Here is a 13239-nt window from a genome sequence, read left to right as displayed (position 1 = left end):
GCCTCCGGAGCCCGCGTCCTCCTCGGCGGAAACCCGGACACTGACCAGCCCGGCTACTTCTACCCCACCACCCTCGTGGCCGACATCGACAACAACAACCCACTCGTCGCCGAAGAACAATTCGGCCCCGCCCTGCCCATCATCCGCTACAGCACCATCGACGAAGCAATCCAGAAAGCAAACGCCCTCGACGTCGGACTCGGCGCCTCCGTCTGGTCCTCAGACCCGGCAACAGCCCGCAACGTCGCCGCCCGCATCCAAGCCGGCACCGTCTGGATCAACAAACACGGCGCCGTCGACCCACGCATCCCCTTCGGCGGCGCAAAACAATCCGGCTACGGCCTCGAATTCGGTGCTGAAGGACTCAAACACCTCGGCGTCCCCCAGGTAATCAACGGCTAAATTTTCCCTTCTGGATAGCCCGCGTCTGGCCACCACCGATCAGGGGCGGGTTATCCATTCACATCTGCCTCTGCAAAGGATGAACATGTCAAAATCCCATCACCGAACCCATCAGGAAGTCACCGACTGGTCATCCCTTCAGCCGGGCGACGCAGTCGCTATCTCCGACGATCTCCACTGCCCGGATCCGGCATATGTTGAAATAACAGCGCCCGAGCTCGGTGTTCTATGGATTCGCCGGCCAAAGATCGGGGAACGGCGGCTGCTCCACACCGAAACCCACCGCATCTGGCGCCTAGTCCCGAACAGCCCGAGCTGAACAATAGACTTCGGCCGCGAGAAACTGCTTGTCGGATCCCTCCGACACCGGTTTCGCTGGAGAACCAACCTCTCATCTCTCATGTGTCTCGAAAAGCAAAAGCCTTCCAAGACACCCCTTTACGGCCAATCAAAGGAATAGGGTTCTGCGTCATACCGTGTTTCCTGACGTCTCGCTAAGTCGTCTCAGCGAGGGAGGTCTTAGCAGTGCCTTCAAGAGGCCTTTTCGAGCCACAGTGGCAACGTGAGACACCTTGGCTATACACGGGTCAGTTCATCCAGCCAGGACGCGCAGCTGCAGCTCGACGCGCTTGTCGCGGCCGGGGTCTGTCGCGTGGACAGGCTCGGCCTGACAACGACAATCACGCTGAGTGCCGGCAGGTCCTCTGACTCGGTTCGCAATAATCAAAGGCTCTGCGAACTAAGGCCATAGCTGTTCATGAGCTGGACGGCATGTGCAGTGATCAGAACTGTCAGGGATTACGCAAGCTCAATAACTTCGTCCTCGAAAAGCAGATATAGGTGTGGACACTGTACACATTCCGTTTGACAAGACAAAAGCACGCGGGCCACCCTTTCTACCGGTCCTTCAGACCGGCCTGCGGCAGCACAGGAGAGCAGGTGCGTAAAGGTCATGTTGTCCCACTCCCCCGCGGCATGAATAGATGTACGCCACCACGGCCAACCCACCAACATAACCGGAACGAGGAACCGCAGACCCGCACGACAGCAGGCGGAAGGCCAACCAGCCAGGGCCTTGAATCCGCTACCCCACACACCTGAAAAGGCTCCGCGGCAGCCAGGCCCACAGCCCGCGACCCAGCCGTCAGAGGGGCGGCACCACACGCCATGTCCACACGTAAAGCAAAAAGCCCCTCCGACGAGGGGATCTGCTGTGCCCGAGGTGGGACTCGAACTGTATTCCAGGCCTTGCAAACACTCGGCTCCCGCGAAAACATGCGGAATTCGAAGAAGTCCGGCAGCTGTACGAGGCAGTACGAGACGAAATGTGTGGACATTGTCCACACCCCATTTTCAGGGGATCAAGGGCTACCGGGGCACCAAATGCCTGGAAATCTGAGCGGCAGAGTCCAACAAGTCGATAGTGCCCGCGGCGACTCCGACGACGAGGTCGAAGCCCTCATCCGTGGTGAAGCCATGCCGGTAACCGTTGATCCACAGCAACAGCACCATGAGCGTCCACGCGGTCCGTTTGTTCCCATCAATGAGCGGATGGAACCGTGCGACCGACTCCAACAACGCGGCCGCCTTCACCGCCAGTTCGGGATAAGCCTCCGCGCCCATGACAGTCGTAGCCGGCCTGGCCAACGCCGAGGCCAACAACCCGACATCACGGATATGGAAGCCGTAGCGATCAACTACCTGAAGTGCATCCTCAATGTCCAGATACGCTGTCACGCGTCCTCAAGACGCTTCAGCAACTCAGCGTCATGACTCATAACAAAATCAAGGCCCTCGCTGATTTCGCGTCGGCGCGCGTGGCGCTGCAGAACCAATTCTGCCCCCTGCAACAGCAGCGCGGACTTGGACGTGTGTTCCTCGGCAGCCAACTTCTCCAGCCGTCGATTGAGGTCTTCAGGGACACGAAGATTCATAGCCATGCCCATATGGTACCAAAGCGGTACTGACACCTTCAGCAATCCGCACCCGCCTTTGATTCGACTCCCGAGCTCAAGGGGCCGAGGCCGCAGGCATAAAGTCTTGCTGGCTGTCTCTCTCAGTCGGCCAGTCGCCTGAATCCGAAGAGTCTAGTCAGACTTACCGAACGGCCGTTATCGGCCTTCGAATTTGGTGGGCGGAGAGGCTCGGAGAAGGACGCGTCTGGCATCACGACTGGGCCTTTTCTCTCACCTCCCAAGGCGTGACAACGTCATCCCCGGGCAGTGCCGACGTTTGCCCTCAGTCGCCGGCGCCTGCCATCACCCATGGAGGCGTGCCGCCTCCAGGGGTAGCCCAAGGCGGCCATCCGGAGCCATGATGGCACCATGACAGATCCCCAACGGAAGCTGTCCACCGCCGAGCTCGCCGAGGCCGGGCTCACCGGCTGGCGCGTGACCGGCGAGGCCCTCGCCGCCACCTTCAGGACCCGGAAGTTCTCCACCGGCCTGGAGCTCGTGAACCGCATCGGCGCCTCCGCCGATGAGGCCAACCACCACCCCGACCTCACGCTCACCTACCCCGAGGTCGGCGTCACGCTCTCGAGCCACGACGTCGGCGGGATCACCAGCCGCGACATCGACCTCGCCCGCACCATCAGCGGCCACGCCGCGGACCTCGGGGTCGCCCCCGCGGAGTGAGTCCGCCCTCGGGCACAGGGCGAACGGATCGTCGAGGCGCTAAACGGACACGCCAAGAGTCTCGGTCGGTGCCGGCCCCATCCTCGCGGCCGAACACGCCGACGCCGCCGTACACGCGGGTGCCCAATTCCTGGCAGTCCCGGAGCCACCCCCGCCCTGCTCGCTCATATGCTGTCACCGGACGTTCCCGCCCTTCCCGGCGTGTATTTTTCAACCTGCTGTAGCCGTAATGATGGCCACTTAGCACGCAGGCAGCCACGAATGATGAAAATGTGACTCCTGCGCTGGGCAGCCTTAGGGCAGCGCTAAGACTGCCAGTTCCCCGCCTCAGAAGACTGACAGAATCACCATTATCGGCCTTTCAAATAGGCCGGGGATATCTAACGACAAGTACCCGCCCTAGCGTGCTTCGTCGCCGGTGGCTGGTTGACCAACAACGGCTTCACTGCGGCGCTTGAACGTGAAGGTCGAAGACGAGGACACTACTCTCCTGACCGCTGATGTAGTTCGTGATGAAGGATTTGAAAGCGTGGTGCATCGGGTCATACAGTGCCGGGTCAGTGATCAATGGTTCACCGACGTAATAGTTCCGATCACCCTGCGACGCGAAAGACACTATGTAGGCCTGATGGAATCCCTGCCCTAATCCTTCGGGGCTGTTTTGTGCCCCGGACTCGATACTCAGGATGTAGGGGCGCCCATCCCGCTTGGATGTTTGTATCTCGTGGAACTTTTGCTCGATTTCTTGTAAGTCCTTGCCGTCGATGTCGTCACGGTAACGGAACAGCACGATGTGCCGGACAATCCCCGGGCCATAGTCAGGCCGTGTCAGCGATATTTCGCGTTCATTTTCGGCGTCATCCGTCATGTGCGCCCTGTTCCTCTGTTTTCTTAGGCGGGAACGGCGTTCCTTCCCTGTCTGGGTTAGTGAAGCCAGGGCTGCCGAGACCGAGCGGGCCAGGCAGGGCGCCGTTCCAGCCCTCTATGCCGTGTGGTCCTCAGCGGGGCGCTTCAGGGCGCGGCAGCCCGTGAGGAGTCGGCCCGTTCCAGCCATTTCTCTGTCTCAAGTGTGACTTCCTCGATGCTCTTTCCGGTCCAGCGGGAAATTGTGATGTTCACCTGCGCCTGGAAGTTGGTTACGAGGTCGAGGTCGGGATTGAGCAGCCACTGGAGCTCCATCCCGTCCATCAGTGCGATCAAAGAGCGCGACTCCAGATCGATTGCATCGTCAGGAAGCGGCAGGATGTCGCCGGCGTCCCTGGCAATGCTTAAGTGCCGATTGAATCCGTGGAGCGAATCTTCGTAACGCTTGACGATAAAGTCGCGGGCGGGATGTTCCGGATTTGAGGCCTCAGTGCTTAGGGTCAGGAAAAGTTCAATGAACCCCCGGTGCGTCGTGTGGTAGCGCATGAGCGGAATCAGGGCCCGGATGTGTTCAAGACCTGTATGGGGTCCCTGCCAGCGGGACGACTCTTTCTGCCAGTGGCGCAAAACCGCTATCAGCAGCCCTTCTTTGCTGCCGAAGTAGCGGATCAGAGCCGCTCCGGTCACGCCAACTTCCTCGGCTATGTGACGCAATGAGCCCGCGTGATACCCATGCCTGGCGAATATGCGTGCAGCCGCATCGACGATTTCCTGGCGCCGCAGCACCCCTTTTTTATACGGGCCTCGGCTCGTGAGTGAAGCTGACATGCCACCTCTTCCCTTCCTCGGTATCCCATCCTATGGCCCTCTTGCCAAATCAGGAACACCTGTTTATGTTTGGCGAAACCGAATCGCTCGGTTTCTTTTGGATGGCCACGCGCACATCCAGTGAGACAGGTGTTCAGATCAATGAGGAGATGTACATGTCCGCTCTCGAACAGCACGAGATAACAGCCCGATGAAAAAACCAACCTTGTTTAAAGGCCACACCCGACGCCTAACCGGCGTTGCCGTCGCAGCCGGCATAGCAGCCACGGCCATCGCACCAGCCGTCGCGTCGCCACCGCTGGCACCCACCGCGCAACCGGCGGAGCCCTCTGCCCTGGGTGAAGCCGCATACCAGCGACCTCTTGGACTCATCGGGAGCACCCCATGCAGCACTCACGACTGGCAACGCTGTGCAGGCGATACCTCCGAACCCAATACCTCGCCGTTCCAGCTCGGCAACCCCATGGCTCAGCCCGGCCTCGGGATTCCGCTCGGGGGACTCGGAGCAGGTTCTTTCATGATCAATCAGGCCGGGACCTTCGGTCCATGGAACATGGGCGGGTCCACAAACACGAACTACGAGAAGCGCATCCTGCCCCAGGCCGCGATACACATTCGTGAACAGCAGCCAGGCCAAACTGCCACGACCAAGACGCTCGCCGTCAACAGCTCCGAGTTCGGGTCCGTCCTCCCTGCCTGGTCGACCCTGGACGCTGGGAGCGGGACATACAGCGCGCTCTACCCCTTCGGCCGCATCGACTACGCCGACCCCGTACCCTCCACATCCGTGTCAACAACGTTCTGGACACCAATCGTGGCCGGCAACGACGAATCCTCATCCCAGCCCGTGGCCTACTTCGATGTGGAACTCACGAACGAAACGAGCAAGCCGACGAACGTGTCGACCATGTTCACCTTCCCCAATGCTCCAGCACACGTGGGCAGCACAGTACAGAACACCCCCAGCTCCGTTCCCAGTGTCCGCACCGGCTACACCAGCCGCGAGACCGAGGATCACAGTAACAAAATCACCGGTATCACACTGGGGGCTTCCAGCCCCGCTAACACCGCAGACTCGCAGAACAGCGAGTGGACCACTGCTGTGCGAAGTGAACCCGGACAGCGAGTCACCTACGCAACATCCTGGAACGCCGACGGCGACGGCTCTGACATCTACACCCCCTTCAGTGCAACCGGCAGTCTCCCCAACTCGGCCCTCGACGGCAGCAACTCCGCCAGCGCCCTCGCAGTTGAGATGAACCTGCCGGCCCATAAAACGCAAACCGTTCACTTCGTCCTGGCCTGGGACTTCCCCCAGATCACTTTCGGTACTGCGGGCGACACATCCTGGATGCGGCGCTACACCTCCTTCTACGGAGCGCGTGAAGACGCGCAAAACAACTATGTCCCGGGCAGTTATCCCGGCAACCAGGGCTTTGCCATCGCTGCGCGGAACCTCGCACGCGTGGACGAGGCAAAGGAAGCGGTGGAACGCTGGTGGAAGCCGGTAGCGCTCGATGACACGGTGTCGCCCGCGGTCCGCATGGCCGCGCTGAACGAACTCAATCAGCTCACGTTCAACGGCTCCTTCTGGGAATCCGGCCTCGTCTCCACTCCACACCAGAGCGACGTACCCCGGGTAGGCGCGGCAGTCCCTGGCACCCACCTGTTTCACACGCTCACGGGCGGTGGCTGGGCCGACGCCGGGGAGGTCGACGTCCAGGGTCAGATGGCGATTGCCCTGCGTGAGCTGTTTCCCTCCATCGAAGCCGACTCTGTCCGCGCGACGTCCGAGATGATTGCCCAAGACCCCAACGGCCGGGTGCCCGGCAGCCCGGGCTTCAATCCGCCGATCGACGGCTATATCTGGTGGCAGCTGAGCGCGCCGTGGCTGCTGTGGGAGAAATCTACCGGCCCAGCCGCACCCGAAGATACCTTCTTCGACCGTCCGGTCAAGTACCTCCTCCGCACGTACGGCGCGTATCGCAGCTCGGGCAACGATTCTCTGTTGCGCGAGACATATCCGGCGATGCTGCGTGCATGGACGCACGACGTCCAACCCCGGATACCGCAGGGAGACACGCTTCCCACGGAGCCGGCCGTCTTCGCCAGCACCTATGACGTGATGGGGCAATCCGGCGGAGTGCACGGGGTCTACAACTCCGGCCTGTACATCCTGGCCACAGAGATCATGGCAGCCGCTACTCAGGACGCTAAACGGCTCGGGATCTCCGAAGCCTCGGCGCTCAATGTCGACGCCCTCAATCACACGCGGGCCAGTTCCCAGGCCGCGTACGAGGCCGCGTTCTGGACCGGGAGCTACTACAAGTTCACCGATGCAGGCGCCAGATCCTCCGACGTCTTCGTCGACGTGCTGTGGCCTCAGCATGTGGCCGAGCAGCTCGCGCTGCCCGACATCAATCCGCCCGAACGCGTGGCCGCGCACCTGACGAACACCTTTGACCTTCTCACGCAGGTGAAGGACTCCACAGGGCATACGCTCGGAGCGCCGAACCTCGTCCCGAGCGGGGGCAAGCCCTACCCATTCCTGCCCAACCGGCCCAGGGAAGTCGGTTTCCAAGCGGCAGAGGTGTGGACTGGAACGAACTTCGAGGTCGCCGGAACGCTCATCCGGGAAGGCCACCGACTCGGACGACCCGACTTGGTCGCCGATGGAAACGAGCTCGCGGAGGGTCTGGTGCACCAGATATACAGCCCCACCGCGGCCGCCGGCGGCGCCTACGCCTTCAATACCCCCGAGGCGTGGAACGGCTACGACACCACCACCTACCGGGCGGCCTACTACGTGCGAGCCCTGGCCGCCTGGGACACGTACGCGTCGGCCCGCCGCCAGTGACAGCGCAGACCTAACGGGCGTGCACCAAACTGAGAACGCAGGGTCGGGGCCGAGACCCTGCGTTCTCATCCCGTCCGTGAGTCAAAGGTTCGGGCCACCGTCGGATGCGGTATGCCGGCACTTCATCGGCCAGTATCGAAAAGCCGTTCATGCCTTAGTTCGACCTGGCATGAACGTACGAGCGTCGCAGTGACGAGTATTCCTTCAGGCATCCCTGCTTCCATCACGCCAACTTCCTCGGGCATGTGACTCACGGGGCCTGCCCGCCCCCATGTCGGGACAATTTTCATGCGGCGGCATCGACGGCTTGCCGGGACCGCTGGACGACCTTTACGGTCCGGGCTCTTGAGTGAAGCTGACGACCACCTGTTACATCCCTCCGTACCAAGCTCCGTCGCGCTCTTGCCAAATTCAGAACACCTGTTTATATTTGGTGAAAAGTAATCGACCAGTTCGTTTTCGAGTGGCCTAGCCCACGCCGGGTGACGCAAGTGTTCAGATCAATGAGGAGATGCACATGTCCGCTGTCGAACAGCAGGAGACAACAGCACCTGCGCTTTTAGGCGTCGGAATACTGGGAGCAGGCCCAGTGACGCAGGCAATTCACCTACCCACTCTGGCCAGGCTCACCCGAACATTCTTTGTCGCCCATGTGATGGACGTTGACGAGGGCATTGCTGAATCAGTTGCCGGACGTGTAGGCGCACGCTTTTCCACCAGCGTCGAAGCGCTGCTGGCTGACGCTGAGGTCGAAGTCGTGGTGATCTGCAGCCCGCACCAGTTCCACGCGGAGCAGGTCATCGCCGCGTGCCGGGCCGGCAAGCGCGCGATCCTGTGTGAAAAGCCGTTTGCCATGAGCGGTGAAGAAGCGGCCCGGATCTCGGACGTTTCTGCCGAGACCGGTGTGCCGATCATTGTGGGCGCGATGCACGCTTTTGACCCGGGGTGGGCAGCAGCGGTTGAAGCCTGGGGCGACTTGGCCGAGACAGCGCACACCTTGCGGTCATCTATCGTGTTGCCTCCAAATCCCCGATTTGAGGATTTCGCCACGGAGGTCGTTGCCCGGCCGGCCACTTCGGCGGCTCCTGACCTTCGCGATCCAGCGGTCTTGGAGGCCGCGATCCGCGGAGGAGTGATGGGTCTGGCGATCCACGATCTTCCGCTGGTGCGCCGCTTCGTCCCGTCGTTCACTGATCTCGAGGTACTTCGCGCAGAGGCCCTGGAGCCGTTCGGGTACCTAATCCTCGTCCAGGCCGGTGGCCGGACCATCGATCTGCAGGCCGTCATGTCCGACAGCTGGGAACCTGAATGGACCTTCGAGGCGATCAGTGACACGCAATCCCTGAAGGTGACTTTTACGCCCTCCTATGTGCAGGCCGGATCCGCCGTAGCCGAAATATCCGACGGCGAGAAGACCCAGGTCTTTGGCCCCTTTGACGCCAACGGTTACGAGGGGGAATGGCAGTTCCTTGCGCTCCTGGCACGGGGCGAAGTCAATCCTCCGAGCGCCGACACTCTTATCCAGGACCTGCAATTTGCACTCGCAACAGCCGACGCGGCGGCGTCGGCAGCACTGAAACGACAAGAGGCCGCAGCATGAGAACCACATTCGACGTCTATGCGGACAACGGGGCGTCTCAGACTGGCGCGGTCGCGTCTGTCATTGCGTCCCTGCCCATGTCCCTCGCACCGGGACAGGCGGATACGGCGGCGCTGCAGGGCGTGTCCGGCACGAACGGTTGGGCGGAGCGAGCCGCCGAAACCATCACGAAGGGTGCGGCCGGGGTCGCGGTGATCGCGCCGGAGCCGGGCGACACGCAGTCCCTTGAACGACTGGCGGCCAGCAAGTCGGTGCCCGTGGTGCTGGACTTCCGCTGGGCTTCCAACCCTGCGGTAGCCCAGGCAGCGGAGGCCTACAAACAGGCGGCGCCTGACAGCGCCCTCGTTGAAGTAACTGCCTACATACGCAACGGCATCCCCATTGAGCAGGTGAGGGCCGAACTCCTGGTGCTGGCCGGGAGGCTTCTGGGACACCTGGATGACGTTCGCACTCTCCGCACCAACAAAAAAGGGTTTGCCATTGCTGCCACCCTCACCCCATCAGGGACGCCGGTGACCATAGTGGCCGTAATCTCAAACGCTTTGAACAACGACGTGCGTGTCCGGATGCTCACCAGGAACGGTTGCGTCGACCTCTCGATCCCGGCTCCTGACACCGCCCGCCCGGCAACGCTGAAGAGAACAGACCCGCACGGTGCACTGACCTCTCCAACTATCTACGAGTCATCCCACCGCGCAACGTGGAAACGCCTGGCAGCACTGGCTGCCAACGGTTCCACTGCACCGGACCTCGCGGAATTCCGAACCGCGATCGCATATCCCTAGCAGATCCAATTTATCCATCTCAACGAAGAGCAAGGCCCGGGACACCAGGTCAGAAAAGGAAAGAACAATGACGAATCCCAACAGCACTACCGCCACATCAGTCTCACGCCGCGGCTTCCTTGGACTCACCGCGGCAGCTGCCGCAGTTCCGCTTCTTGCCGCCTGCGGCGCAGGATCCTCCCAGGGCGGAGGTTCGGGCGCCGGGGGCACCGTGAAGTTCTGGGACATGCCATGGGGTCCAGCCGCGTACACGGATGCAGCCAAGAAAATCACGGAATCGTATGCACCTGAAGGCGGAAAAGCCAAGGCGGCATATCAGCAAATCCCGTGGAACAACTACTACCAGACCTTTTCTTCGGCCATCGCGTCCAAGACGGGGCCTGCAGTATCCACCGGCGCCGGATTCCAGGCGTTCCAGTTCGAAGAGCAGAACCAGATCGCCTACGCCGACAAAGTTGTCGAGGAACTCAAAAAGAACGGCATGTTCGATGACTTCCTTCCCGGCGTCCTCGAACCCTTTGAGTCCGACAAGGGCTACATCGCCATCCCCTGGCAGCTGGACCCGCGCGTCTTCTGGTACCGCAAGTCACTCTTCGAGCAGGCCGGAGCTGAACTTCCCAAGGACTGGCCCACACTGCTGGAAGCCGGCAAGAAACTCAAAACAATCGGGGCGTTCGCCTTCGGTACCGGCGCCGGCGCGGGAAACAACATCGGAGTCCAGTCCGTGGTCCAGATGCTGCTCAACAACGGCGGCGGCTTGTTTACCAAGGACGGCCAGCCGGATGCCCTCAATGACCGAAACGTCGAGACCGTGGAGTTCATCCGCGAACTCGTCTCCAACGGCATCGTCGACCCGGCCGCGGTGAGCTACAACGAGGACAGCCTCACCAGCCAGTGGAAGGACAAAAAGATCGCCTTCGGCACCCACTCTCCTGGCCTTACAGCGCGCGCCGGGGACACCACGGGTGACATCCTGGTCGCGGACCCGCTGACGGGCCCGCACGGTGACAAAGCGACCCTCACATATGGCAACAACATCATGATGTACAAGAACACCCCGTCGCAGGAGTCTTCTGAGGCATTCCTCATCTACTACCTGGGCCAGCTGAAGGAACTGTGGAAGCAGGGCGTGGTGGGAGCCATGCCGGTGTTCAAATCCATCACAGAGCTTCCCGAGTTCCAGAAGGATGCCAACAACGTCAAGATCATCAAAGACTGGCAGCCGATCTCCAAGACGTTCAGCGCCCAAGGCACCAGGCTCTTCGCATCCCTGGCAGCCGTTGAAGGTGGACAGTTCCTTGGCCAGTTCACGCAGACGGTACTTGGCGGCAAGACCGATGCGAAGACCGCCCTGCGGGACCTGCAGTCCGGCATCGAATCAGTAATGAAAAAGTAAGGCTGAAACGTGTCCTCATCCACTGCCCGCATCGGCCTGGACCGGGCCCGCCGGGGCGTCGCCCCCGGCGGGCCCGGCACGCCGGGAAACCGCAAGAGCAAGCTCAGTACCCAAACCCGCCGGACCTTCTTTTGGCTATTGTTGCCCTCGGTGGTCCTCCTGGTCCTCATCTATGCCTACCCCCTCATTTATGCCGGAGTGCAAGCCACACATGACGGTTCCCTGATCGAAACCGGCAAGTTCATCGGTGGGGAGAACTTTGCAAGTGTGCTCTCGTCGTCGGCGTTCTGGAAGGCCGCCCGATTCACCGTGCTGTTCACCGTCGTCGGAGTCTTCGGCTCCTGGCTGGTCGGAATGGGACTGGCCCTGCTGTTGCGTACCAAGATCCCGGCCAACGGAGTTTTCAAGGTGCTGCTGCTCCTGCCCTGGGTAGTGCCGATCGTGGTCTCCGCGGCCGCCTGGAACTGGCTGGTGGCGACGCCCGACAGTCCTGTCCCTGCGCTGTTCCGTAGCCTCGGCCTGGGTAGCCCCTTATTTCTGGCCGACCCTACCTTGGCCGCCGTCACCGTCATGATCTTCAAGGTGTGGGTCAGTTTTCCGTTCATGATGATGATGACCTCCTCGGCCCTGGCATCCGTGGACACTTCGGTCTACGAAGCTGCCAACATGGATGGCGCCAACCGGTGGCAGCAGTTCAGCCAGATCACGCTCCCGCTGATCTCCCGCTCGACCTACATCAGCTGGATCCTCATGACGATCTTTTGTGTCAATGACTTCCCCACCATCTACCTCCTCACCGGCGGCGGTCCCGTCGATGCGACTACTTCCCTGGTGGTTTTGGCTTACCGCACCGTCTTTCAAAACTTCCAGACGGGCCCGGGCGTGGCTATCGCCTTCCTCATGACTCTCACCCTCGTGGTGGTGTCGGTCATTCTCTACCGCCAGATCCGAAAGTCGAGCGTCGAATAATGAATGCAGTACTGCATACACCCGCCGAAGCTGGCCGGCTTCCGCGAGCCAGCAGCAAACCGCCGGTGCTTTCTGAGGCCGGTACACGCGGTCGCTGGTGGAGGTTCGTCCTGGTTCTCCTGCTCACTGCCATCGTCCTTATCCCCATCATGGTCACGATAGTTCTGTCACTGACACCAGGACGGACTAGTACTGCCACAGGCCTTACTCTGGAGAACTTCGGCTACATCTTCTCCAAAACGCTCGCCACCACGTGGTTGCAGAACAGTTTGATCACCACGTTGGCGACGGTCGTTGTATCAGTCGCCGTGGCGGCACCGGCCGGCTATGTCCTCTCCCGCGGCAGGAGCAAGGCAGTCTCCGGCTACTCGCTGCTCCTGTTTGTCATGCAGTCCCTGCCGATCATCACCTCCGTGGTACCGCTGTTCATCCTGTTCGCCGGGCTGGGGCTGGTGGACAACCTTCTGGGCCTGACCATCATCTATGTGGGGTCCACGATGACCGTGGCGACATGGATGATGGCCGCGTACTTCGACTCCATTCCGATGAGCCTGGAGGAAGCAGCCTGGATCGATGGCTGCTCGGTCTTCGGGTCCTTTACCCAGGTCGTGCTGCGCAACTCCCTGCCAGGAGTGCTCTCCACAGCGATCTTTTCCTTCCTGCTCGCCTGGAACGACTACCTCGTGGCCATCGTGTTCCTTCGATCAACCGAGATCATCACCCTGCCACTGGGTGTCCAGTCATTTTTCCAGCAGAACCTTACCGACTGGAGTTCAGTCATGGCCCTGGCCGTCGTGATGATGGTCCCGCCAATCATCGTCTTCGCCACCCTGAACAGGTACTTCAGCGTCGGCGGAATCGGCGGGTCCCTCGCCGGACGCTGACACACGCGACAAGCTCGA

At 61.2% G+C, this 13239-nt stretch carries 12 protein-coding genes and 1 pseudogene; 9 read left to right on the top strand and 4 right to left on the bottom strand.

Annotation, left to right across the window (positions count from 1 at the left end; all coding sequences use genetic code 11):
- Together ASG79_RS21505 and ASG79_RS24250 are read left to right on the top strand one after the other, a co-directional pair.
- On the top strand, nucleotides 1–402 hold a 402-nt coding region (locus ASG79_RS21505), incomplete at its 5' end, for an aldehyde dehydrogenase family protein (protein WP_156400259.1).
- A 562-nt stretch (nucleotides 403–964) separates the two neighbouring features.
- Nucleotides 965–1060: pseudogene (locus ASG79_RS24250) on the top strand (recombinase family protein); the annotation flags it as partial.
- Nucleotides 1061–1770: 710 nt separating this feature from the next.
- Here ASG79_RS24250 and ASG79_RS21500 read toward each other — a convergent pair.
- Both ASG79_RS21500 and ASG79_RS21495 read right to left on the bottom strand, forming a co-directional pair.
- Nucleotides 1771–2139 (bottom strand): type II toxin-antitoxin system death-on-curing family toxin, encoded by a 369-nt coding sequence (locus ASG79_RS21500; protein ID WP_056393974.1) that lies wholly within the window; start codon nucleotides 2137–2139, stop codon nucleotides 1771–1773.
- On the bottom strand, nucleotides 2136–2342 hold the full coding sequence (locus ASG79_RS21495) for a hypothetical protein (protein ID WP_235509898.1): 207 nt from the start codon (nucleotides 2340–2342) through the stop codon (nucleotides 2136–2138). The genes ASG79_RS21500 and ASG79_RS21495 overlap by 4 nt, the downstream gene beginning before the upstream one ends.
- A gap of 384 nt (nucleotides 2343–2726) precedes the next feature.
- Between ASG79_RS21495 and ASG79_RS21490 the strand changes: the two genes are divergently transcribed.
- The gene (locus ASG79_RS21490; RefSeq protein ID WP_056393972.1) at nucleotides 2727–3038 is read left to right on the top strand and encodes a 4a-hydroxytetrahydrobiopterin dehydratase; all 312 of its coding nucleotides are present in this window, start codon (nucleotides 2727–2729) and stop codon (nucleotides 3036–3038) included.
- Between the two features lie 442 nt (nucleotides 3039–3480).
- On the opposite strand, the gene ASG79_RS21485 is transcribed toward ASG79_RS21490, so the two are convergent.
- The gene (locus tag ASG79_RS21485) at nucleotides 3481–3906 is read right to left on the bottom strand and encodes a Dabb family protein (RefSeq protein WP_056393970.1); all 426 of its coding nucleotides are present in this window, start codon (nucleotides 3904–3906) and stop codon (nucleotides 3481–3483) included.
- Nucleotides 3907–4049: 143 nt separating this feature from the next.
- A complete protein-coding gene (locus ASG79_RS21480; RefSeq protein ID WP_082581883.1) occupies nucleotides 4050–4730 on the bottom strand; it encodes a TetR/AcrR family transcriptional regulator in 681 nt (226 codons plus the stop codon).
- A gap of 190 nt (nucleotides 4731–4920) precedes the next feature.
- On the opposite strand from ASG79_RS21480, the gene ASG79_RS21475 reads away from it, so the two are divergent.
- The 6 genes from ASG79_RS21475 (at nucleotide 4921) to ASG79_RS21450 (ending at nucleotide 13221) form a co-directional block, all read left to right on the top strand.
- Nucleotides 4921–7587: a GH116 family glycosyl-hydrolase gene (locus ASG79_RS21475; protein ID WP_082581882.1), complete on the top strand. Its 2667-nt coding sequence runs from the start codon at nucleotides 4921–4923 to the stop codon at nucleotides 7585–7587.
- A 517-nt stretch (nucleotides 7588–8104) separates the two neighbouring features.
- Nucleotides 8105–9187, top strand: a complete 1083-nt coding sequence (locus ASG79_RS21470) for a Gfo/Idh/MocA family protein (RefSeq protein ID WP_056393964.1) — start codon at nucleotides 8105–8107, stop codon at nucleotides 9185–9187.
- Nucleotides 9184–9972: a hypothetical protein gene (locus tag ASG79_RS21465; protein WP_056393962.1), complete on the top strand. Its 789-nt coding sequence runs from the start codon at nucleotides 9184–9186 to the stop codon at nucleotides 9970–9972. Before ASG79_RS21470 ends, ASG79_RS21465 begins: the two co-directional genes overlap by 4 nt.
- A gap of 67 nt (nucleotides 9973–10039) precedes the next feature.
- Entirely contained in the window at nucleotides 10040–11368 is a 1329-nt protein-coding gene (locus tag ASG79_RS21460; protein WP_056393960.1) for an ABC transporter substrate-binding protein, read from the top strand.
- Nucleotides 11369–11377: 9 nt separating this feature from the next.
- Nucleotides 11378–12337 carry a carbohydrate ABC transporter permease gene (locus ASG79_RS21455; protein ID WP_056393958.1) on the top strand — a complete coding sequence of 320 codons (960 nt, stop codon included), beginning with the start codon at nucleotides 11378–11380 and terminating at the stop codon, nucleotides 12335–12337.
- A complete protein-coding gene (locus tag ASG79_RS21450) occupies nucleotides 12337–13221 on the top strand; it encodes a carbohydrate ABC transporter permease (RefSeq protein WP_056393956.1) in 885 nt (294 codons plus the stop codon). The genes ASG79_RS21455 and ASG79_RS21450 overlap by 1 nt, the downstream gene beginning before the upstream one ends.
- Nucleotides 13222–13239: the final 18 nt, after the last annotated feature.

Source organism: Arthrobacter sp. Soil761 (assembly GCF_001428325.1).
Classification (GTDB): domain Bacteria; phylum Actinomycetota; class Actinomycetes; order Actinomycetales; family Micrococcaceae; genus Arthrobacter.
This window is presented reverse-complemented; position numbering and strand designations above follow the sequence as displayed.